Genomic DNA, 21,733 nt, shown 5'->3' on the forward strand with positions numbered 1-21,733 from the left:
TCATGACACTTATACACTTAATACGCAGTAGTTGTTTTCCAAAAAAGACATTTTTTCCGATTTCAGGAGAACATAGAAAAATACTTTTCCGGATCACCATGAACGAGCTCAAACCTTGCCAGTTTTTCATCAGGGACAGTTACCCGGAATGTATAGTCTCCCAAAGTTACAAAACAAGTCTGGGAGGTGTCAATAAGCTTGTTTAATCCGTTGGTCTCGATGAGCCCGTGCTTGTCAAAATCTGAAGCTGCACCAATCAGCCCCCTGAGTTCGGTCAGTGGCGTTCCGGGCAGGCAGTTTGTATGATAAATGGGTTTGATGGGCAGATAGGCAGGCCGGATGCCAGAGGAAAGCAGCTGAAACAAAAGCGCATAAAAACCTTCAAAACGCTCATTACCTGTAAGTTCCAATTGATCGGGTGTGAGCATCTGAAGATTGAATCCCCTGAAACCACAGGCCACATCAGGAAGGGCCAGCCCAAAAAGCTCGCGTACAAGCTGACAGGCAAAGAGATTGGATGCCACCTTGTAGGTCGGAACAGTCGCCAGGCTGTCGAACCTGCGCCCCGATACAAACGGTTGTTGATTCAGCAAATGGAAAAATGCAGGGATATTTTCAGGCTCATGCTGACCGTCGGCATCCATAAGAAGCAGGCGATGCACCCCGGTTTGCCTGGCATAACTGAAAATCTGGCGATAAACCTCGGACAAGCCCCGGTTGATCCCAAAACCTATCAGCTGGAAACCATGCTGACGGATCAGCGCCCGGCTGGAATCGCTGCTGCCATCGTCCACAAAAAGTACGTAAGGCTTATGGGCGCTAAGCCTGGCAAGCAAACCAGGCAGCCGCTCCTGCTCGTTGAAAACCGGTATGGCAAGGAGTTTGCGATGCACTACTTGAAGATGAACTGAGTAACTTTAGATAAGTTTTTGAATATCAGCGTATGGATGTGGCCAACACCATTGTCCCGGATTGCTTTCCAGTCTTCCTTGCTTTTGCGGATAATGTTTTTGAGGCTGCGGTTGCTTGCCCCACCCACACGCATCTTCACCATCACCTCCGGCAAATAGGCTGTGCTGATGCGATGCTTTCCCAAAAACCGAAGAATGATGTCGTAATCGGCCGCTATGCGAAACTCGGTCCGGAACATGCCGTAATTATCGTACACTGTCTTTTTGACATAAAACGTAGGATGTGGCGGCATCCAGCCCCAGAGCAGTTTTGTACGACTAAAACTTCCTGATTTCCAGTAGCGAAGCACCTTGGAGGTATCGCTTTTATAGACATACTGTAAATCGCCGTACACCGAATCGGCACCGCTTCGCTTCATCAGTTCCACCATGTGGGCAATGGTGTCTTTGCTGGCAAATATGTCGTCGGAATGCATAAATCCGATCACATCGCCGGTGGCCATGCGGATGCCCTTGTTCAGGGCATCGTATATGCCCTTGTCGGGTTCGCTGACAAATTTTGCAATGCGGTCGCCAAACGACCGGACAATCTCAACGGTATTGTCTTTCGACTTTCCATCCACGATAATGTATTCAATATCAGGATAAGTCTGCGAAAGCACCGAACTGATGGCATCGGCAATGGAATGCCCGCTGTTGTAGCAAATGGTAATAATGGAAACTTTCATGGCTGTTAGTCTTCGATGATTCGTTGTTTGATCTTTTGAGCCGGATTGCCCTGATAGATGGCATATGGTTCAAGATTGCGGTTGGCCACAGAATTCACGGCCAGGACGCTATGGCTTCCGCAGGTGACCCCCGGGCCAACAATGGCAAAAGCGCCCACCCAGCTGCCGTCTTCGAGGGTGATGGGCAAGGTCATCAGCTCGAAGGTTACTTTTTTGAAGTTGTGGTTACCACAAAGCAGCATTGCGCCCTGCGATATGCAGCAGTGGTTGCCGATGCTGACAGGCGCCAGGTTGTCTATCCAAACCCGCTCGCCTATCCAGCTGTGGTTGCCAATCTGAAGCATCCAGGGGTATTTGATATTAACCGCCGGTTTAATCACCACTCCCCTGCCTACCTTGGCACCAAACAGACGCAATATCAGCACTTTAAGACCACTGGAGGGATTAAGTGGATTGATAAAAAACAGCACGTTGACAAAATACCACAGGATACGTTTGAGCCAGTTTCCCGGATAGTATCCACCGGGGGTGTAGCGCGACAGGTCGGTTGTCTTGTTCATGGCATCAGCAATTTAACGTTTTGATCCACAATAGTGTTATCTGAAAGAAAGTGGACAGCCTTTTGGAGTGCTCCTTCCGACCAGGCATCATAGGCAGACTGATCCATTCCTGCCAGGTTTTCGAGCACCCTAACAAATTCATTTTGTTGCTCGAGCGGAAGATCCCAACCGCATTGCATTTGCTGAAGATTGCGCCAGGGGGTGTTCTGGCTGATGAGCACAGGCGTTGCTGCCATAAAGCTTTCGAGTATGGTGTGGCCAAAATTTTCGCCAGTGGTGGGCAAAAACATGGCATGATACTGTTTCAGGGTATCGAGCACTTTGTCGCCCTGCAGGCTACCTTTGTAGTTAATAGTTACATTTTCAGGCGCATGAGTGATAAGTTGGGTGCATTTTTCCCAATACTCCTTGTCGTACACCGGCCCATACAAATCATAGGTGATTTGCCCGGAGCGACATTTATTGAGGCATTCGATGGCATAGGCCGTGTTTTTTTCGGGCGAGATGCGGGCTATGCTACATATCTTCAATTCGCCGGGCTTTTTCGGACGGGGTTCCCAGGCATTGGTATTCACTTTCATAGGAAGCTCTTCGGCAATCACCACCCTGGCATTTTGCCCCATGGCCTGCCGGATGTCGTCGGCTTCGGCCTGATTTGCAGCGTGAAACACCACATTCCGATAATAACCCAAAGCCCTGAAAAGCTTCAGAAAGGTGGTTTTTTTGGCAGATTTCACGGCCAGGGCATGCCTGCCCAGCATGCCATGTGCGCTCAGCACGATTTTTTTTGCGCCTTTGCGCCTTACCAGATGAATGGGAAGGATGGAAAAGTAGGGCGAATACACCCCATGGATGTAGGCCACTTCATAATCCGTCTGGTTCACAAGCTGTTTTAATGTACCATAATTGATTTTGTCGGCCGACAAATAAAACACCTCGGCGTTCGGGGCTACTTTGTTCCATTGGTTGGAGATCACATTGTCGTATGGCTCCTCGTGCTGATAGTCCACATTGCGGGTGATGATGTAAAAGTAGAAATGTCCTTCGAGGTGGCTCACCTGGTTCGAAAAGGCCTTAAGCACACCTCCTGCCCTGTAGCCGGGCCAGTACCAGTCGATAAACGAAATCACCCTGATCATAGGCTATGAGTTTAGCATTTGTTCGTACAATTGGGCGTAACGGGCGGCAATGGCAGCCGGCGTGAAACGCTTCACATTTTCAAGTCCTTTTTCGACCAGTTGCCCGCGCAGAGCCTCATCGCTGATGATGCGGCTTATGGCTTCGCGGATTTGCCCGGTCCGGGTCGGGTCAACAATCAGGGCGCCCTCGCCGGCAACTTCGGGCATGCTGGTGCAATTGCTGGTAACAACCGGCCTGCCGGTGGCCTGTGCTTCGATGATGGGCATGCCGAATCCTTCGTAGAGCGACACAAACGACACCAGATCGCAGGCCTGATAAAGCTCCACCACTTTGTCGTAGCTGAGGTTGAAATAATTGGTGTATTCCACATTGTATTGCTGCAACAGCTGCAGCTGGTGGTCGCGCAGATGGCCGAGTATGGTCAGGTGCACAGGCATGCCGGCAATGGCTTCGATGAGCCGCTCCAGATTCTTATTGTGCGCGGTGCCAATGTGCAAAATATTGGGCCTGACCGTATTGAAAGGTTTAGGCTTGTATTGGATGGCCGGCGAAACGCAGTTGTGAATCACCACCACCTTATCGGGACTGATGCGCACCTCTTTCAGCAGCACCTCTTTGGTAAAGCCCGAAATCACCGTGATGTATCTCACGCGTAGGGCAGGCAGGTAGAACCAGAACAGCCAGACCACAAAACGGCTTACACCTTTCAGGCGGCGGAGCACTTCGAGGTCGTGAATGGTGAGCACGGTGCGGCGCTTGCGCATGAAAAATGCCACAAAATGTATGTCGCCGGTGATATGGTTGATATCGGATTGGTGGGGAATTACTTCAAAACAACTCAGCAACCGGTCTTTCCAGCCTTTGCTGTAGCGTTTGAGGTAGTAATTGCGAAATACGATGTGGCCGGGAAGTGCCGACTGAATAAACCCAAACAACTCTTCGATGCTGAAGTAGTCGGCAAATGGCTTCCTGAAAAAGTAGGTAACATTGATCTTCATACAGCCCTGGTTATTACATTTCGAGTTTGAGCACACGCGTCATCCCCCAGAAAATCCCAAACGCCACCATGGCTGCTTTGGTAAAGTGGTTGAGTACAGTGGCCAGGTCGGTTTCGGCCTTGATCACCTGGAAAAACAGCAGGGGCAGCCACAACAGCAAGGTGGGATATTTTTTTGAGAGTGCAATGATTTGTGTGATGACCAGATTGTAGAACACCCCAATAAAGAACAGAAAGATGATGCCGCCGGTGGTTCCGTAGTTGGCGTAGCCTTCGCCGACCAGCGAAATGTCCATGCTGGTGGTTTCGGGCAGTTCGGTACCGGTAAAGCGTTCGAAGTTGAACCGCCCGCCAGCCATCACCTTGTTGGGTGCCAGAAAACGCGGCAGCAGCGATGCCTCCAGGGCCATGCGAACTGTTTGACCCTTGACGAATGGATAGTTTTCGGGCATGTGATTGAGTATGCGGGCAATAATCCATCCCTGATTGAGCCTCGCCCCCATGTTTTGCAGCATCTCTGTCTCGAACAGCATGGAGGGGTTTTCCAGCCGCGACGAAATCACATCCTTGTAGATCTCAGCATTGCTCTTGGTCTTTTCCGAATACCAGGTGGCCATTCGGTATTCCTGCTTGGTGGATTGCAGCAGCAACACCAGCAACAAACCCACACTGATCACCGAGAGCTTTCCCCACATGGGAATCTTCACCACAAACGAAACGATGATGAGCGAATAAAGCATCCACAGTACAAGCTCGCCAAACATACCCATGAGCACCGCCTGATAAATGACTGAACCCATGACCGCTGCAAAGGCCGGCCACTTGATTTTCGACCTCGTCAGCAGGATGATGTACACCCCGACAAATTGCAGACCAGAGAGCAAAAACAGCATGAACGACAGGCTTTTAGGCAGAAACTTTGAGGCAAATCCCGCCACCAGCCCAATGCCGGCAAGCAAAAAACCGAGATATTTCCGTGGTTCGAGAAACTCGCGCACTTTGTCAATATCTTCTTTATTGATGATGCGCTCATCGCTGAACGGGAAATACAGGCCAATGAGCATGGCGATACAGGCCGGCACCACATAGTGCATATAGGTGGCTTCGTCCACCGCCATATAATACAGCTCGTCGTAGGGCAAAACATTGTAAGCCAGCACAGGGCCGACAATCCACTGAAGCAGCGCCATGAAGGCTATCAGGTCGCGGATTTCGATGCGCTGGCCAAGGTCTTGCACAAACTTTACAATCACGCCGAAAGAGATGGCCAACCCAATGGCCGAGACAAAATACAGGTCGGTAAACAGCTCGAAATAGGCAAAGGTGACAATGCCAAAGGTAACCAGTCCGAGTGTTCTCCGCGTCCAGAGCATATTGTTGATTGTCAGATATTTTTCTCAATACTTTCGGCTATGGCCTCGAAGCTCCAACCGGCTATGATGCGTTTGCTTTCGTGGCCGAATGCAGTTGCAAGTTCAGGCTTGCTGACAAATTGTTGCAAAGCCGAAGCCAGTTGGTGCACATTGCCGGCTTCGAAGGTAAAGCCATTTTTTCCGTTTGTGATCAGATCGGCCGAAGCCCCGCACTTTGTGCTGCCAACGACTGCCCTGCCACAGGCCATAGCTTCGTTGAGCACCAATCCCCAGGTCTCGCCTGGTCCACTGGATGGCAGCACAAGCACCTCGCCCATCCTGTACACCGCCGGCATGGCACTTTGGTTCTGAAAATCCATGAAATGCACCCTGGGCAGTTTTCCGGCCCGCTGCTTAAGTTCGTTTTCGAGCATACCGTTGCCAACAAATAGCAGATGCCATTTTGCCGGATTGACCTGCGTAAACGCATCCAGCAGCAAGAGCGGATCTTTTTTTGGCTCGAGCTTACCCACAAACAAAAACACGCCTTCATCCGGAGCAATACGGATGTTTCCCCTCATATCCAGCGCTTTACGGGAATAACTCCCGTCAGGGTCGTCGAAACGCCGGTTATCGATGGCGTGCGGTGCAAAGAACAGTTCGGACGGCCGGAAACCATGTTTGAGAAAATACGCTTTGTTGTTCTGCCCCACATAAAAAGCGCCGTCGCAATAGCTGTACACCCAGCGCAGAAACAGCCTGCGGGCCATGGTCTTTAGTCCGGGTGCCTCGTCGAGCAAAGTCGAGTCGCCCCTGAAGTACACCGGCACCTTGCCCTTGAAGTAACGCATTGCACCCAGGTGAGCTTTGTAGTTCCAACCGTAAACGAGCAATGCGTCGGGTTTCCACTGGTGGATACGCTCGTTGAGCGCAGGGCAGTCAATTCCTTTGAAACTGCCGGGACCGGGTTGTGCAGCGACATTTTCAACAAACTCGTACTCATAACCATCGAGCAAGGGGATGTCCCATTGAATGGCCCTTCCGAAATCTTTGTCGAACAGCCCTTCCCTGCTCTGGCTCCAGGTGTAAAACACTTTGGGCTGCACCACGCCCCTTGCCGCCAGCAAAGCAAACATGGGGGCATTATACTGGATAGGATGCGAGGATATGATAGCTAACTTTTTCATCTTCATTGGCCCACAATTTGGTTGAAAAACTCCACCTGTCTGCGTGTGGCCTCCCTGGCCGTATAGGGCTCAAAAGCGTCCCAGTCGGTGTCGGGCTGGTAGGGCAACCGGCTGATCATTTCCTTCCATTGTGCGAGCACTTTATCGGCAAGCTGGCCAGTATCTTCCTCGTTGTCGAAAGGCACCACCTCGCCGGCCCTGGTGTTGCGAAGCACTTCCACAACGCTGCTCTGCCGGTTGAAAACTGCCAGCATCGGCTTGTTTGCCAAAATGTAAGGATAGAGCTTTGAAGCGGTATATTGGGTGTCGGTCGAACCGGGCACCACCAGCATCTGGGCTTCCGAAAGTGTTTTGAGCGCCACAAAATAGGGCAGCCTGTCGGTGATTTCCGTCACCTGTCCGGCCACACCCATGGCCTCGGCAACAGGCAGAATTGTCTTTTGGCCCAGTCCCTCAGCCGCATAGGAAGTTCCCACAAAATACATGCGTATGCGTCCAAATAATTCAGGTTGTTGTTCAAGTCCTTTTTTCAGTGCTCCAAAAATTCCTTTCAGGGCAAACGCCATGTCGTGCCCGCCACGTCCGATATAAACACAATGTATGTTTCCGTCGTCCTTGTCGAATAGTCTGTTATGGAGTTCAGCCTGCTTAAGCACCTCAAAATCAATGGGGGCAGCCCCAAACGGAATCACACTGAACATCTCAGGTTTGAGCCGGGCATAGCGCTCCATCAGCATCTTCGGATAGGCGGGCGAGACCGAGATGATGCCATCAACCCGCTTCATGGTGAAAGCCTCAAGGTATTTATCCATGCGGTAAGCAAAGAAAAACTTAGGCGGGCGTTCGTGTTTTGGTTTGTCGAGGTAAAAATCATTGCGCCAGGGGTCCTGAATATCGAGGATAAAAGGCAGTCCGAATTTGCGTTTCCAGATGCGTCCAAGCACCATCACCGGAAACTGTGTGGTGGTGAAGTAAACAAGATCGAACTTCCGTTTGCGGATCAGCCTGCTGCAGAAGCTGTTGTATTGGAGCAAGGAGCGATAGCCGAGGTTGCCCAGGCCAAACTTACGGGTAGTCTGGGGCCTGAATGCGTTGATGTAATACACCTCGGCATCGGCGGGTAAGGTGTTGACCAGCAAAGGATCCTGACCCATTTCCACAAACTCCGGCTTTACGGCCACCACGGTAGCCTTCCAACCAAACTGCTCGAAATAACCCAGACTCTGCCGGATGCGGTGCATATCGGCCGCATTGACAGGAGGAAAATTTGGCGAAATAACCAGAACGTGTTTCATATTTGCAGGCATCGTGTCAATTAATCGAATTCTTTAATGCATTAATAATTGTTCCACCCATCCGAGCAGCCTGGCGCCCTCCACTTCCCAGCAAAACTTTTCCTTTGCAAGGCTGAGGGCAGTTTCACGCCGGGCTTTGAGCTTTTCGGGCTGTTTAAGCCAGTCGAGGAGCACTGCCACAAAACTCCCGTGGTCTTTGCCTTTGAACAGGTCCACGGCGTCTCTGGCCTGAGCCGCAACTTCCTTCTGCCCGGCCGTATCGCTGGCCAGCACAGGTATTCCGGCCAGCAGATACTGCAATATTTTGTTCGTTATCGTCAGGTTGCGGCTTGGCGGATTGTATTCTTCGGTGGCCAGGCCAATATCGTGCTCTGCAATACGCGACAGCAGTTCGCGGTGCGGCACAAGCCCATGAAAATGAATAACATGACCCTTCCCGGGCTTTAGCATACCCAACAGGGTCTGGTCGTACCCGCCGAAGATGTTGCCGCGCAAATGGAGCTGCACCGGAACATCGATCATGTTCAGGCATTCTACAATAAACTCCAGGCCGCGGCCAGGGCCAATGGTCTGCGAATACCAGTGCAGCGAGGGGGTCCGAAAGTCGTTGCGGTCCAGAAATCTGCCGTCCATCCATTCGCGTTCGGCAAGGGGGAACACATTGAGAAGTACCTGTGGTTTAGGGGCTTGCGCAAACTCCGCCATAGCTTCGGCCATGGCGTGGGAGGTGGTGTAGCACAGATGCGCATTGCGCAATGCGAAACGCTCAGCATTTTCGAGGAGCCGGAGCGGACGAGTGCGGTTGGCTTCGGGCAACAGGTCGTGCGAATACCAATCCTCAAAGTCGAAGCCTACCCTCCTGCCCTTGCGCAGCAATACGGTGCCGATGATGGTCGAGGCTTCCTGGTGACACAGGTAAAGATCGGCTTGTGTTTTCAGGGCAGCCCTGAGGTTGCGGCCATAGTCGTAACCCAGGGCATACGGATTTTGCCATCCTAAACGGGCGACAGCCTCACCGGCCAGACGGCGTTGCAGCCTGGCATACAGGCGGTAAGCCTTTTGGGAGGTTTCTGGCATCACGTCCACCACCCCGTTGAGTTTTACCGAGGGGTGGAGCAATTGGCGGTCCTCGGCCAGCAAACCGGCATAGGTAAATGTAGTCAGGATGCTAACGTCAAATCCATTGTCAGCCAGCAGATTGGCTTCTTTTACGACCCTGGGATTGCGGCAGAGATGGCTTTGGGTGAGTATGCAAATTCGCCTGCTCATGTCAACTGCTCCTATTCAAAAGTTTATGCACAGTCATACGAAACCGCTTGGCGGCCTTCCAGCCAAGGGTATTTTTCACAATTTCCACCAGCCTTCCACCCATCACAGGCAGGCTCACCCTGCCTGGATATTGCCGGATGACTTCTTCGCAGCGGGCCACGATATCCGGATTGTTGGGATAGGCATTGATGGCTATTTCGAGATATAGTGTTGCCAGCGCACGCAGGCTGGCCTCGCTTTGGGTGTGCTTTCGCAGATAGGAGGCTTTGAGATCGAGGGCCATCATGGCGCTCAAAAGGTTTTCACGCTTGTTGTATTTGGCCGAGATATTGCCACCGGCCACAAAGCGCCGGTAATAGTTAACGCCACCTGTAACGCGTATGCCTTTGGAAGCCAGCACCGCCCGGGCAAAATATTCCCCATCCTGATCGAGCAGCAACTGCTCATTCCACGGACCGATGGCATCGGTGATGCTGCGTGGCGTAAGCCAGCTGCTGGTTTGCACCATCCAGCGCTCGCCATAGCCACCGTAGAGACGCACAAGGAAATCCACAGGGTCGTCGGTGTCGAAAATCCAACGGCTCTCCTCGCGTGGGGCCATCTTGCGGTAGTCCTCGCCATGCATGAAATGCACGTTGGCCGAAACAGCCAGGTAGCCGGGGTTTTGCTCCAGCACCAGCACCTGCTTTTCGAGCTTGTCGGCACTGATCAGGTCGTCGGCATCCAGAAACTGGATGTATTTACCTCGCGAAAGGCTCAGTCCTTTGTTGCGCGCCACGCATGCTCCGCTGTTTTTCTGAACGATGACCTTCAGACGGTCGCTTTCGTAGGTGCGTGCAATGGCCACCGTGTCGTCGGTCGAGCCGTCATCCACCACAAAAGCCTCCCAATTGGGCCAGGTTTGCGACACCACCGAATCGAGACACTCGCGTATGTAAGGCGCAGCATTGTAGGCCGGCACCACAACGGACACCAGGGGTTTATCGGTAGCTGTTGACATCAGACCTTGAGGTGTTTTTTGCGAAATGCTTCAAATTTTTCTTTGGGGATATAACCGTGGTATTTGTGTTTGTAATCGAGGCGCACCAGCTTGTCGGGATCGAGCTTTTTGATCAGCCTGGCAGGATTGCCGGCAATCACGCAATTGCCTTCCGGAAAACTTTTGGTAACCACCGAACCTGCACCGACTATTGTAAAGTCGCCAAGCGTAACTCCGGGCAGGATCACCGAGTTCATGCCAATCCAGCAATAGCTCCCGATGTGGGTCTCGCTCGCGAACTGTTTCATGTGCTCGTATATTTCATGCCCGCCGCTCAGCACGCCCACATTCTGCCCCAGGAAAGTGTAGTCGCCAAAGGTGAGCTTGCCCGAACCCTGAATATAGCATCCGGGGATATAACCGGGGTTTGTGCCCACACCCACCAGGATATTGTGGGCTCCTTTGATGCGGCTGGTAAAATGCACCGGCCAGTAAGCTTCGCGGTTGTAGCCCAGCACCTTTTGCTTGAACCACATATTGAAGGTGTACCGGTCGTTTTGGTCCTGCGTATGCCTGATAAAGTTGAAATAAGGCAAACGGGTGATCAACCACACAAAAATCTTCAGCGGGTTGTGCACCACATCCATGATCTTTTCGCGGGTGATATTCATGGCTGTCAACTATTTAGGTTTGTTCAACACGCGTTTGAAGATCTCCGGCCAACTCATGCCGCTTTCCTTTTTGAGTTCGCGCATGATTTTTGGGGAATGGTTTTTACCCACGCCCAGGATATACCTTGCCTGGTTCCATTTCACCTTGTCGAGCGCTTTTCTACGGTCCGATTCGTTGAGCGGGCACTCGGGTTTGTTAAGCATTTCCTCAGCGCACATGAGGTACTTGAACGGTATGCTCAGGTTGGTGCGATTGTGCTGCATTTCCTGCTCCTCGTGCACCCTGTACCACACAATACCCTGTTGCATAAGCACCACAGGATAGCGGGCTGCCAGTACATGCCACATCTCGAAGTCGCCCAGGTAGCGCCGGCCGCTGAACCTGCCCACTGCTTCAAAGGCATCTTTGCGGATGATGGCCGAAAGCGGAGCCTTGTGAAAAAGCTGCTTATCGAAATAGTGCCTCCGGTAGGCCTCCTCGGGCGAAAGCACAAAGGGATACAGGCGTGCCGGATCCTGCGGCAACGAACATAAACCGAAACCGGCTTCGGGAAACTGCTCCATATTCCGCACCAGGATTTCCAGACCGTGGGGATAAATCATATCGTCAGCATCCACATACTTCAGGTATTTTCCCTTGGCCAGACTGGCTGCCTTGTTCCGATTGGGATAATCGCCCAGGTTCTTTTCGTTGAGCACCGAAATCACCCGCGGATCTTTGGCAGCATACGATTGTGCAATTTCGAGGCTTCGGTCCTTCGACTGGTCGTCGACCACGATGAGCTCAAAGTTGGGGTAGGTGGAGGCCAACACACTCTCGATGGCCTGTGCCAGGTATTTCTCCCGGTTGTAGGTGGTCATCAGCACACTTACCAATGGTTGGTCAGAGGCACTCATATCTTTCATGATTTTTATTTATGATTTTTTTGCCTGTACACCCTGCGGAGGAAACCCCACATATTTTTTCTGAGAAGCCTCCACGCCGTTTATTCCCCTCAACCGGGCATTGTACCAGAAAATCAGGGCCGCAGCCCATGCCGCCCTGAGCAAGGTGAGATTGTAGCGCATCCAACGCAGCTTTTCGGCCAGGCTCAGCTCGTTCATGCGTGCCAGACGTACAATGATGCGCAATGCCTTGGTGAACGGGTTGGAAGGAAACTTGATGTAGTTGTAGAACTTATAGTTCTGATAAAGAATAATATAGCTGCGCTTGAAATAGAACTTGTAATCCTGATGGTGGTAATGATACACCCTGGCCCTGTAATCATAAACAATCTTGTAGCCGGCCAGCAGGGCATCTTTGGCCCATAGGGTATCTTCGGAAAACATCAGTTTGCGGAACGGAACCTTGAGCTTGGTTTCGCGGCGATACATGGCCACCACATCATCCCAGTTGCAGTATTTGTGTTGTTCGTGGCCGGGCATTCGGGCAAATTCTTCGGGATTGGCAAAATGATAGCTGAAGGGTGTAGCCTCAGAGGCCGGCCTGAACCATTGCAGCGGATTTTTGCCGCGCTCATGGGGCACAATCTGCTGACCACATACCCCTGCAACCAAGGGATCGTCGAAATGCGAAATCATCAGCTCCAGCACCTTGTCATCGGCCGGACTGGCATCCTGCACTGTCATGAACACAAATTCGCCCCGGGCAAGCTGCACGCCCAGATTGCGGGTCTCGCCATGGTTAAAGGTCTTCGGATCAATAGGATGCACTTTTACAGGATACTTAGCCAGCAGCTCCAGCGTGCCATCGGTCGAACCGGAGTCGATGACAATAATTTCCATGCGATCGGCTACCGTCTGACGCAACAAACCGTTGAGGCAACGCTCCAGGGTGTCGATGCCGTTACGGACCGGTATGATTACCGAAACCAGAATTTTTCCTGACTCCATGTTCAGTTCTTTTGTTGGTTTGTGTAGGTATAATGACCGATAGTTGAATAAGTGCGCCAGGCCGAGGTCAATTTTCTTCCGAAACTGTCTATTGCTCCGACACGCGTAAGCCTCAACAGGGTGAGCAATGCCAGCAGCACGGCTGCAATCGTAAACCTCACACCAAAAATGCGCCGGCGCAAGCCAAATGCCAGCGCTTTGCGGGCAATATCCCAATTATGAACTTTGATGGCGCCAAATACCACATTGGCTCCAAGTTGCTGCAGTTTTTTACGCAAACCTGGATTGGCAGCGCCTTGCACTGCGAGGGCGCCCGCATGCGTGCGGAACACATGCAGTCGTGCCCGGAGTTTTGGTGGTGTGCTGATCTCGCTTTGGCTCACGCTGCCACTCACATGCCGACGGTAGTAGGCATCCGGTAGCGACTGTGCATGTTGATAGTTCAGCCCGGCAATCAGCGCCTTCAAATGAAAATCAACGTCCTGCCAGCATGCCAGACCTTCGGTGAAGCCGCCTATGCGTTGCACAGCCTCCCGTTTCCAGATCGGACCTGTTGTCTGCCAAACGGCATCCAGCCGCAGAAAGCGCTCAATATCAGGCTCCTGATCCGAGGGAAGGTTCCAGTAATGCGACGCATTGGCCGGGTCGTCCTGAAATACAAGCATGGGAAACACCATGAAATCCAGCTCAGGATGGGCAAGCATTCCGGCAACCCTCTGTGCAAGGCAATGCGGGGCAAGCAAATCGTCGGAGTCGAGAAAAATCACATAGGCTCCGCCGGCTGCTTCAAGCCCGAGGTTCCTGCAGGTAGGCGCGCCCTGAGGCTCCCTGTTCCGGACAATAAACCTGATGCGGCTGTCCCTGGCCTGATATGCAAGTGCAACTTCGGCACTGTTATCGGTGGACCCATCGTCCACAACCAGGGCTTCCCAATGTGGATAGGTCTGCGCAATCAGACTCTCGAGGGTCTGACCCAAAAATGAGGCCCTGTTGTAGTTTGGGACAACCACCGATACCATGGGTTGTTGCGACATAGGCTATTCACTTTGGGATCGTTCTGATTATTTTCTGAAGATACGTTTAATTTTGACACCGGCCTGCACCAGCCTGTCGCCCAGAAGCGGGAAGAGCAGCAGTTTGTATGTAGCGGGCACTTTCCAGCCATCGCGCAGGATTTCGGCCGCTATACGACGCACCTGGGGATAATCGCCCGCATTGAGCATCAGTCCGTAAATATACCGCAGGTCGTCGCGCAATCGCTTACCGTTTGCCGGGGCCGGCTGCGCAGCCGAAGGATCGGGGGGCGGAGGCGGAGGTTCAACAGGTTCGCCACGCATGATGGGATCGGATCCAATGCTTCGGCGCTGCTGTGAGTATTCAACCAGCAAACGCCTGAAATGGGCAATCTTGTGTGCATGCCGGTGGGTGGCACTCGATGGGTGAATGCGAATCAGGTAGGTACAATTGTTTAAGACAGCTATCTTATATTTTTCCAATAGCCTGATCCACAGATCATTATCTTCCGAAACAATGAATTGCGTGCGGTAAGCACCAAGTTCCATCACCTCTTTTCGACGATAACAGGCTGTGCCATGCACCACCGGACTTGCCTTGTCGAGCGGGAAATCGTCAAAACTCAGATCCACATAAGGCCTTCCGGCAAAAAATTTATTTGGCGGCACCCTGTATTTCCAGGCCACTTTCCCACTTACGGTCATAAAGGCACTCTGGTTGCAAACCATCACATATTCAGGGTGTTGCTCCAGGAAATCTACCTGAATCTGCAAGCTTTCCGGAGTTGAAATGTCGTCGGCATCATGCCGGCGCACATATTTTCCCCTGGCCCTGGCCAAACCGTTGTTGATCGACTTTGCCACCCCCTGATTTTGCTGCGCAATGCACACTATCCGGGGGTCGTCGTAGCTGTCGATGATGGCCTGGGTATTGTCAGTCGAACCATCGTTGACGATGATCAGCTCAAAGTCCTTAAACGTCTGATTGAGCACACTCTCGATGGCCGGCCGCAGGTAATCCTGGCCGTTGTAAACCGGCATCAGCACACTTACCGTAAGTTGATTTTCCATCGTAGCACCGAATTAAAGGGTCTTCCAATTGGAGCGGAGGGCTACCTTGGCGCGCGCATCAAACGGAAAAGGACGCTTGATGAAGTCGTCGCCCTGCTTGATGTTGAAACGCAGACAGTTTTCGATGTAATCGAAAGTACCGTAGCGGTTGCCAAGCCAGAGCGAAATGTAATAGGTCCCGGGCGCAAAATTGACGTTGTGCACCACAACTTCTACCGTACGTTTGTCGCCCTTAGCAAGGTCGCGGATTTCGAACAGATCGTCAGCCCCGGTAACGTGACCGATGAATTCGTTGGCATCGTTGCGTATGTCGAGGGTCATATCGCTGTAATCCACCTGCTCGTTGGCCTGCACTGTGGCCCGGAGCTTGAACCCATGCCCCAGGAAAAATTCGTCGGTACTCCGGCCGTTTTCGTCAAAGAGCGCATAATCCTGAAATTGCACCAGCCGTGTGCCACTGCGTTTCAGGCTGCCGAGGTCAATCGAGGCTTTTTTATAAGCAGAGGTGATGTCGTGAATCGGGCCTTCCATCACCAGCTGCCCGGCCTGCAACAGGATGCCGCGGGTGCACAATTGCTCCACTGCCGTGAGGTTGTGACTAACGAACAAAACGGTGCGACCGGAGCGGGAAACGGACTGCATTTTTCCGATGGCCTTTTTCTGAAACTCCGCATCGCCCACTGCCAACACCTCGTCCACAATCAGAATTTCAGGCTCGAGGTGGGCGGCTACGGCAAAGGCCAGGCGCACATACATTCCTGAGGAATAGCGCTTTACGGGAGTATCTACATATTTTGCCACGCCCGAAAACTCAACAATTTCCTCAAACTTCGAGTCGATCTCCTTTTTGGTCATGCCCAGGATAGAGCCATTGAGGTAGATATTTTCGCGACCGGTGAGCTCCGGATGAAAGCCGGTGCCCACCTCGAGCAGGCTTGCCACCCTGCCCCGCACTTTTATCTCGCCCATAGTCGGCGCCGTTACCCTGGAAAGGAGTTTTAACAAGGTGGACTTTCCTGCCCCGTTTTTCCCTACCACACCGAGCACCTCCCCGTCCATCAGCTCAAAGCTGATGTCCTGCAATGCCCACACATAATCGCCTTCGCGCTTGCTCAGGGTGTTCGAAACACCCACCTTGCGGGTGGGGTCTTCCTTACCCATCATCCTGGCAAACAACCTGTTCAGGTCGTGACTCAGGGTTCCTGTGCCCACCACACCCAGGCGGTATTGCTTATATACGTGTTCGAATTTGATGACTACGTCCGACATAATTTTTGCATTTAAAGGTTTGCTTGTTGCATTTCGTCAAACCGTATCCATAAAGGTGCGCTCAACTTTGTTGAAGATGATGATACCCAGGGCCAGCACTGCCACCATGAACACGAAACTGTAGGCCAGATTCAGGTAATTCACCTCGCCAACGCCAATCAGGGCAGTCTTGAACGTTTCCACCACTGCGGTCATCGGGTTGGCAAGCACATATGGCTTGTATTTTTCGGGTATCTCCGAAAGAGGATATATAATAGGTGTGGCATACATCCACAAGGTTACACCAAAAGTGATAAGGTGCACCAGGTCGCGGTATTTTGTTGTAAGTGAGGTAATGATGATGCCAAAACCAAGTCCGAGACCGGCAATGATGACCACAAGCACGGGAATCAGGAGCACCTCCCATCCCGGACGGATATCGGCTCCGGTTATGCTGAAGTAAATCATGAATCCGATCAGGAACAGAAACTGGATAAAAAAGCTCACCAGATTCGAGATCACGATGCTGAGTGGCATGGCCAGCCTGGGGAAATACACCTTACCAAAGATGCTGGCATTTTTGATAAAGGTCTGGCTGGTATCATTCAGGCAGGTGGCAAAATAGTTCCAACCGACAAGGCCGGCCATATAGAACAAAATTTTTGGTACACCATCGGTGGGTATGCCGGCGATGTTGCCAAAAACCACCACAAACATCAAGGTGGTGAACAGGGGCTGGATGAGAAACCAAAGCGGCCCCAGGATGGTCTGTTTGTACTTGGCCACAAAGTCGCGCCTGACCAGCTGTGCAATCAGGTCGCGATACTGCCAGAGCTCTTTCAGGTTCACTTCGAGCATGCTTCGCTTTGGTCGCAGAATCATGGTCCAGTAGCCTGCGCTGTTCTGGTTGTTGGTGTTGCCGTTCATAAACGTCGTGTTTTTGGTTTATTGTCACGCGTAGTGCGCCAGAAAATCACGGTATGCATCTTTGATGCCCTCTTCGAGACTAATGGCCGGCCTGAAGCCGAGCTCAGTAAGCCTGCTCACATCGAGCAGTTTACGTGGTGTACCGTCGGGCTTGCTGGTATCGTTGACAAGCTTGCCCTCAAAGCCTACAATGGTTTTGATCAGTTCGGCCAGTTCGCCAATGCTGATGTCGGTTCCGGTGCCCACGTTAACATGCAGGTTGCCGGTGTAGTTGTGCATCAGAAACACACAGGCTGCGGCAAGGTCGTCCACATGCATAAACTCGCGCCTCGGTTTGCCGGTGCCCCAGATGACCACTTCGCTGTGGTTGTTCACCTTGGCCTCGTGAAACTTGCGGATCAGCGCCGGCAGCACATGCGAGTTTTGCAAATCGTAATTGTCGGCAGGCCCGTAAAGATTGGTAGGCATGGCCGAAATAAAATTGGTGCCGTATTGCAGGTTGTAGTTTTCGCACATCTTCAGCCCGGCAATCTTGGCCACTGCGTAGGGCTCATTGGTGTATTCGAGCGGCCCCGTAAGCAAATACTCCTCCTTAATGGGCTGTGGCGCCATCTTGGGATAAATGCAGCTGCTGCCGAGAAACAACAGCTTTTTCACCCCGAACTGGTAGGCGTTGTGGATGATGTTGTTCTGTATTTGCAGGTTCTCGTAGAGGAAGTCCGCACGATAGATATTGTTGGATAGGATTCCTCCCACTTTTGCGGCCGCATCGAAAACATAATCCGGCTTTACTTTGTAATAGAACTCCTTAACCTGCTGTTGATCAAGCAGATCTACTTTGTGATATTCCACCCCCTGGGTGTAGCGTGGCAGGCGGTTGCGGAAAGTGCCGACAATGTTGCTGTAGCCTTCACTTTTGAGTTTTCGCACTATGGCACTGCCCACCATGCCGGTCGAACCGGCCACGAATATTTTGTCGGTTTTATTCATAGTAGTTCTTGATTTCAAATCCGCCATCTTTGAGATACCTGTCCTTTTGCATGAGCTTGAGGTCCGACTGCACCATGTCCTTCACCAGTGCCGGTAGGTCATAGGTAGGTTCCCAACCCAATTTTGCTTTGGCTTTCGACGGGTCGCCGATAAGCAGATCCACCTCGGTAGGCCTGAAATAACGGGGATCGACACGCACAACCACGGTGCCGGGTTTCACCTGATGGCGCGGATCGTTGCAGCGCACAACCTTTCCTACTTCGTTCACGCCTTCGCCTTCAAATTCAATCTCAATCCCGGTTTCGGCAAAAGCCATACGCACAAATTCGCGCACTTCGGTGGTCACGCCGGTGGCAATCACATAGTCATCGGGTTCGGGCTGCTGCAGAATCAGGTACATGGCAATGATATAATCCTTGGCATGCCCCCAGTCGCGTTTGGCCGACAAGTTGCCCAGGTAGAGGCAATCCTGCAGGCCCATCGCTATCTTGGCCACCGCACGTGTGATTTTGCGTGTTACAAAAGTCTCGCCACGGACAGGCGACTCGTGGTTGAACAAAATTCCGTTGCAGGCATACATATTGTAGGCCTCACGATAGTTGACCATGATCCAGTAGGCATAGAGCTTGGCTACGGCATAGGGCGAACGGGGATAGAAAGGCGTTTTTTCGGTTTGGGGTACCTCCTGCACAAGTCCGTAAAGCTCGGACGTTGAAGCCTGATAGATACGGGTCTTTTCGGTCATGCCCAACAACCTTACTGCCTCGAGCAAACGCAATGCACCCAGCGCATCGGCATTGCCGGTATATTCAGGTGTGTCGAAACTCACCTTAACATGCGACATGGCGGCCAGATTGTAGATCTCATCCGGCTGGGTTTCCTGCACAATGCGGATCAGATTGGTCGAATCGGTCATGTCGCCATAGTGCAGGATAAAGTTCCGGCCCGGAATTGCAGGGTCCTGATAAAGGTGATCAATGCGGTCGGTATTAAACATAGAGGCCCTGCGCTTAATGCCATGGACGATATAACCCTTTTTCAGCAGATATTCCGACAAATAAGCTCCGTCCTGACCGGTAACGCCTGTAATAAGTGCAACTTTGCTCATAATGGTTGATATTTTATTGGTTAAATTTTTCTAAGGAAATCAATTACGATTCGTCTGACTTTTCTCCAGAGCAGGTAAACACGCGAGAATGGCGCCGAATCTTCGCCATAGGCCGCAAACTCCCGCTCGTTGAGCCGGATATTCGAGTCGTTATAAACTATCATCATTCGCTTCATGCCATTGGCTTGCGCATCGTTGATGGCCTCCACAAATTCTTTCTTGCGGGTATGGTTATGACGCACCACAAACAAGGTGGCATCCGAGTATTTGTTCAACAGAACCGCATCGCCAAACAATCCTATGGCAGGGGTGTCGATGACGATGTATTGATATTGTTTTCGCAGTTGCTTGAACATGCTCAGTGCATGCTCCGATTCAATAATTTCGTCAGGATTGGGTGGAATGGGGCCTGCGAGCAGGACGTCCAGATTTTTGGTCTGAGTGCGTTGGATCAGCTGTTCCAAAGGTATCTGATGCACAAGGTGCATGGTGATTCCGAGCGAAGGATCGAGCTCCATTTCCTCTGCCAGATTCGGCCGGCGGAAATCGAAGGTCACCAGAACGGTTCGCTTGCCCGTATTGGCGCAGGCCGAAGCAAGGTTCAGCGCCACAAAAGTGCGACCATCTTCCAACGCAGCCGAGGTAACCAAAACCACCTGTTCACCCTTGTCGGGATCAAGCCCAAGCTTGATGCGAAGGATTCGGAACTGTTCCGCAATGTAGGATGTAGGCGATTTGAGCACAGGCGCAATTACCTTGTGTGTATTGTGCGAAACCTGTCCGGCTATGGGCACGTCCGTATTGGCCATCACATCCTCCACAGCCATCATGCGGTTGTTCAGAAAGACCAGCAAAAACAGGAAGACCGCCGGCAAAAGCAAAGCCCAGATGAGGGCGTTCATGATGGCCGACTTCGGACTCTTGCTAATGTTCTGGATACCTTTGACACCGGCTGCGTCAACAATTTCGTGATCCGGCACAGTGGCAGCCCTTTGCAACTCAACTTCCGACTTGCGCTTACGAAGGAAATCCACAAGATTGAGCAATATCTTATACCTCCGCTCCAGGGTGAGGTACTCCCGTTCTATGACGGGCAATGCCTGAAACTCTTTGTTGAGCTCGAACAACCGCTCTTCGGTTTCGCGCAAACGCCGCTCTCCGTTTTCAATCAAGGTCCGCAGGCCCTCAAGCAGCGACTTTTTCTTCTCTTCAATTTGCTTGTCCAAATAAGCTATGTAAGGGTTGTCGGGAGTAGAATTCGCTAACAATGCGTCCCTTTCGCGTATCAAGATGGATGTTTCGCCAATCAGGGCATTGTACAGTGGCATATTGTAACCCATGGAGGCAGGCATCAGGATGTCGTCGTAGTTCTGGCGGTTGGCCACATAATCGTACAAATAGCGGTAATAGGCATTGTCGATGCGCTGGTTCTTGGCGTCTTTTGTTTCTGTATCAAGGTTTTTGAGCAGTGTACCAATCTTTTCCTGCACAAACATGAACTGGTATTGCCGGCGATAGGCTTCAATTTCCTGCTCTATCTCCCACATCTCCTGTTCCAACTGATTGAGCTGCTGTTCGATAAAATTGATGGTATTGGTCAATATCTTGTTTTTCCGCTCCACATTGCTGATCAGAAACTCCTCCACAAGTTTGTTGAGGTAATCGCGCACCTTGTCTTTATTGGCACCGGAAGAAGAGATCACCAGCATCGAGGGGCCACGCTCCGACCGCACATTTGTCTTCGACAAAAACTGGCGTGCAAGCCCGTTGAGATCGTGAAGCACGAATCCATAATCCTTGCCGATATGCTCTTTCGGCTCCACACCTGGTTTCCAGCGAACTACAAAAGCGTGCCCCTTGCCTTCGACCAGCTCACCCACTTTGCGATTCGAAGGATTTTTGAAAGGACCATATGCTTCTGACCACAGCTGATATTCGCCCGGCGAGGTAAACCGGATGTAAATCTTCTTATACATCGACGACCAACGCGTGGTATCGTGCTCCACTACAAAAGGACTTTCTTTATAGATCTCAGTGTCCACATACTTTCCTTTGCTGTAGTAGCTCACCAAAAAATCGAGCTTGCTCACAATGCGCCGGATCTGGCCATACGATTTTAATAAAGCGATCTGATTGTCAATAAGTTTTGAATTAAGAAATCCCGGTGCTGCCGAGATGGACCCTCGCTCCTGCAATGCCGAACCGGCACCCTTGTCTTCAACCAGCACCGAAACCTCCATGCTGTAGTTGACTTCGATATAGTTGTTCTGCTCCCTGGCATAAAGTAAGGCAATGACAATAGCCACAGCAAACAGGTACCAGTTTTTCAGGTATTTCTGAAAAACCCTGCCCAGGTCAATTTCGCGCTTTACCGAGTTGACAGTTTTGGCCATC

19 protein-coding genes and 1 pseudogene are annotated in these 21,733 nt (G+C 51.7%); all 20 read right to left on the bottom strand.

Annotated features, from left to right (window positions below):
* Positions 1 to 62: 62 nt before the first annotated feature.
* A complete protein-coding gene (locus tag IPM52_05890; GenBank protein MBK9291137.1) occupies positions 63 to 893 on the bottom strand; it encodes a glycosyltransferase family 2 protein in 831 nt (276 codons plus the stop codon).
* The gene (locus tag IPM52_05895) at positions 893 to 1,639 is read right to left on the bottom strand and encodes a glycosyltransferase (protein ID MBK9291138.1); all 747 of its coding nucleotides are present in this window, start codon (positions 1,637 to 1,639) and stop codon (positions 893 to 895) included. The genes IPM52_05890 and IPM52_05895 overlap by 1 nt, the downstream gene beginning before the upstream one ends.
* 5 nt (positions 1,640 to 1,644) lie before the next feature.
* The gene (gene wcaF, locus IPM52_05900; GenBank protein ID MBK9291139.1) at positions 1,645 to 2,199 is read right to left on the bottom strand and encodes a colanic acid biosynthesis acetyltransferase WcaF; all 555 of its coding nucleotides are present in this window, start codon (positions 2,197 to 2,199) and stop codon (positions 1,645 to 1,647) included.
* A complete protein-coding gene (locus IPM52_05905) occupies positions 2,196 to 3,338 on the bottom strand; it encodes a glycosyltransferase (protein ID MBK9291140.1) in 1,143 nt (380 codons plus the stop codon). The genes wcaF and IPM52_05905 overlap by 4 nt, the downstream gene beginning before the upstream one ends.
* 3 nt (positions 3,339 to 3,341) lie before the next feature.
* Entirely contained in the window at positions 3,342 to 4,337 is a 996-nt protein-coding gene (locus IPM52_05910) for a glycosyltransferase family 4 protein (GenBank protein MBK9291141.1), read from the bottom strand.
* 13 nt (positions 4,338 to 4,350) lie between these two features.
* Positions 4,351 to 5,709: a hypothetical protein gene (locus IPM52_05915; protein MBK9291142.1), complete on the bottom strand. Its 1,359-nt coding sequence runs from the start codon at positions 5,707 to 5,709 to the stop codon at positions 4,351 to 4,353.
* 11 nt (positions 5,710 to 5,720) lie between these two features.
* Entirely contained in the window at positions 5,721 to 6,875 is a 1,155-nt protein-coding gene (locus IPM52_05920; protein MBK9291143.1) for a glycosyltransferase family 4 protein, read from the bottom strand.
* 2 nt (positions 6,876 to 6,877) lie between these two features.
* Positions 6,878 to 8,170, bottom strand: coding sequence for a glycosyltransferase (locus IPM52_05925; protein ID MBK9291144.1), 1,293 nt, complete (start codon positions 8,168 to 8,170; stop codon positions 6,878 to 6,880).
* Positions 8,171 to 8,203: 33 nt separating this feature from the next.
* A complete protein-coding gene (locus IPM52_05930) occupies positions 8,204 to 9,439 on the bottom strand; it encodes a glycosyltransferase (GenBank protein MBK9291145.1) in 1,236 nt (411 codons plus the stop codon).
* Position 9,440: 1 nt separating this feature from the next.
* The gene (locus IPM52_05935; protein MBK9291146.1) at positions 9,441 to 10,439 is read right to left on the bottom strand and encodes a glycosyltransferase family 2 protein; all 999 of its coding nucleotides are present in this window, start codon (positions 10,437 to 10,439) and stop codon (positions 9,441 to 9,443) included.
* A pseudogene (locus IPM52_05940) lies at positions 10,439 to 10,699 on the bottom strand (hypothetical protein). The gene IPM52_05935 and the pseudogene IPM52_05940 overlap by 1 nt, the downstream one beginning before the upstream one ends.
* 399 nt (positions 10,700 to 11,098) lie before the next feature.
* Entirely contained in the window at positions 11,099 to 11,986 is an 888-nt protein-coding gene (locus tag IPM52_05945) for a glycosyltransferase family 2 protein (GenBank protein MBK9291147.1), read from the bottom strand.
* Positions 11,987 to 12,004: 18 nt separating this feature from the next.
* Complete coding sequence (locus IPM52_05950) at positions 12,005 to 12,982, bottom strand: glycosyltransferase (protein ID MBK9291148.1); 978 nt, start codon at positions 12,980 to 12,982, stop codon at positions 12,005 to 12,007.
* Positions 12,983 to 12,984: 2 nt separating this feature from the next.
* Entirely contained in the window at positions 12,985 to 14,016 is a 1,032-nt protein-coding gene (locus IPM52_05955; GenBank protein MBK9291149.1) for a glycosyltransferase family 2 protein, read from the bottom strand.
* A gap of 27 nt (positions 14,017 to 14,043) precedes the next feature.
* Positions 14,044 to 15,066 carry a glycosyltransferase gene (locus tag IPM52_05960; protein MBK9291150.1) on the bottom strand — a complete coding sequence of 341 codons (1,023 nt, stop codon included), beginning with the start codon at positions 15,064 to 15,066 and terminating at the stop codon, positions 14,044 to 14,046.
* 12 nt (positions 15,067 to 15,078) lie between these two features.
* Entirely contained in the window at positions 15,079 to 16,335 is a 1,257-nt protein-coding gene (locus tag IPM52_05965) for an ABC transporter ATP-binding protein (GenBank protein MBK9291151.1), read from the bottom strand.
* A gap of 36 nt (positions 16,336 to 16,371) precedes the next feature.
* Positions 16,372 to 17,241, bottom strand: a complete 870-nt coding sequence (locus IPM52_05970) for an ABC transporter permease (GenBank protein ID MBK9291152.1) — start codon at positions 17,239 to 17,241, stop codon at positions 16,372 to 16,374.
* A gap of 24 nt (positions 17,242 to 17,265) precedes the next feature.
* A complete protein-coding gene (locus tag IPM52_05975; GenBank protein MBK9291153.1) occupies positions 17,266 to 18,231 on the bottom strand; it encodes a GDP-L-fucose synthase in 966 nt (321 codons plus the stop codon).
* The gene (gmd, locus tag IPM52_05980) at positions 18,224 to 19,339 is read right to left on the bottom strand and encodes a GDP-mannose 4,6-dehydratase (protein MBK9291154.1); all 1,116 of its coding nucleotides are present in this window, start codon (positions 19,337 to 19,339) and stop codon (positions 18,224 to 18,226) included. The genes IPM52_05975 and gmd overlap by 8 nt, the downstream gene beginning before the upstream one ends.
* Positions 19,340 to 19,359: 20 nt before the next feature.
* The gene (locus IPM52_05985) at positions 19,360 to 21,732 is read right to left on the bottom strand and encodes a polysaccharide biosynthesis tyrosine autokinase (protein ID MBK9291155.1); all 2,373 of its coding nucleotides are present in this window, start codon (positions 21,730 to 21,732) and stop codon (positions 19,360 to 19,362) included.
* Between the last annotated feature and the right edge of the window lies 1 nt (position 21,733).

This window comes from Bacteroidota bacterium (assembly GCA_016715945.1).
Classification (GTDB): domain Bacteria; phylum Bacteroidota; class Bacteroidia; order Bacteroidales; family F082; genus JALNZU01.

What these genes read in the sequence shown, in the direction of transcription:
- wcaF (MBK9291139.1), bottom strand. Translation starts at nt 2,199, where the DNA reads ATGAACAAGACAACCGACCTGTCGCGCTACACCCCCGGTGGATACTAT.
- IPM52_05895 (MBK9291138.1), bottom strand. Translation starts at nt 1,639, where the DNA reads ATGAAAGTTTCCATTATTACCATTTGCTACAACAGCGGGCATTCCATT.
- IPM52_05935 (MBK9291146.1), bottom strand. Translation starts at nt 10,439, where the DNA reads ATGTCAACAGCTACCGATAAACCCCTGGTGTCCGTTGTGGTGCCGGCC.
- IPM52_05955 (MBK9291149.1), bottom strand. Translation starts at nt 14,016, where the DNA reads ATGTCGCAACAACCCATGGTATCGGTGGTTGTCCCAAACTACAACAGG.
- IPM52_05970 (MBK9291152.1), bottom strand. Translation starts at nt 17,241, where the DNA reads ATGAACGGCAACACCAACAACCAGAACAGCGCAGGCTACTGGACCATG.
- IPM52_05915 (MBK9291142.1), bottom strand. Translation starts at nt 5,709, where the DNA reads ATGCTCTGGACGCGGAGAACACTCGGACTGGTTACCTTTGGCATTGTC.
- IPM52_05960 (MBK9291150.1), bottom strand. Translation starts at nt 15,066, where the DNA reads ATGGAAAATCAACTTACGGTAAGTGTGCTGATGCCGGTTTACAACGGC.
- IPM52_05950 (MBK9291148.1), bottom strand. Translation starts at nt 12,982, where the DNA reads ATGGAGTCAGGAAAAATTCTGGTTTCGGTAATCATACCGGTCCGTAAC.
- IPM52_05985 (MBK9291155.1), bottom strand. Translation starts at nt 21,732, where the DNA reads ATGGCCAAAACTGTCAACTCGGTAAAGCGCGAAATTGACCTGGGCAGG.
- IPM52_05925 (MBK9291144.1), bottom strand. Translation starts at nt 8,170, where the DNA reads ATGAAACACGTTCTGGTTATTTCGCCAAATTTTCCTCCTGTCAATGCG.
- IPM52_05945 (MBK9291147.1), bottom strand. Translation starts at nt 11,986, where the DNA reads ATGAGTGCCTCTGACCAACCATTGGTAAGTGTGCTGATGACCACCTAC.
- gmd (MBK9291154.1), bottom strand. Translation starts at nt 19,339, where the DNA reads ATGAGCAAAGTTGCACTTATTACAGGCGTTACCGGTCAGGACGGAGCT.
- IPM52_05975 (MBK9291153.1), bottom strand. Translation starts at nt 18,231, where the DNA reads ATGAATAAAACCGACAAAATATTCGTGGCCGGTTCGACCGGCATGGTG.
- IPM52_05965 (MBK9291151.1), bottom strand. Translation starts at nt 16,335, where the DNA reads ATGTCGGACGTAGTCATCAAATTCGAACACGTATATAAGCAATACCGC.
- IPM52_05930 (MBK9291145.1), bottom strand. Translation starts at nt 9,439, where the DNA reads ATGAGCAGGCGAATTTGCATACTCACCCAAAGCCATCTCTGCCGCAAT.
- IPM52_05920 (MBK9291143.1), bottom strand. Translation starts at nt 6,875, where the DNA reads ATGAAAAAGTTAGCTATCATATCCTCGCATCCTATCCAGTATAATGCC.
- IPM52_05910 (MBK9291141.1), bottom strand. Translation starts at nt 4,337, where the DNA reads ATGAAGATCAATGTTACCTACTTTTTCAGGAAGCCATTTGCCGACTAC.
- IPM52_05905 (MBK9291140.1), bottom strand. Translation starts at nt 3,338, where the DNA reads ATGATCAGGGTGATTTCGTTTATCGACTGGTACTGGCCCGGCTACAGG.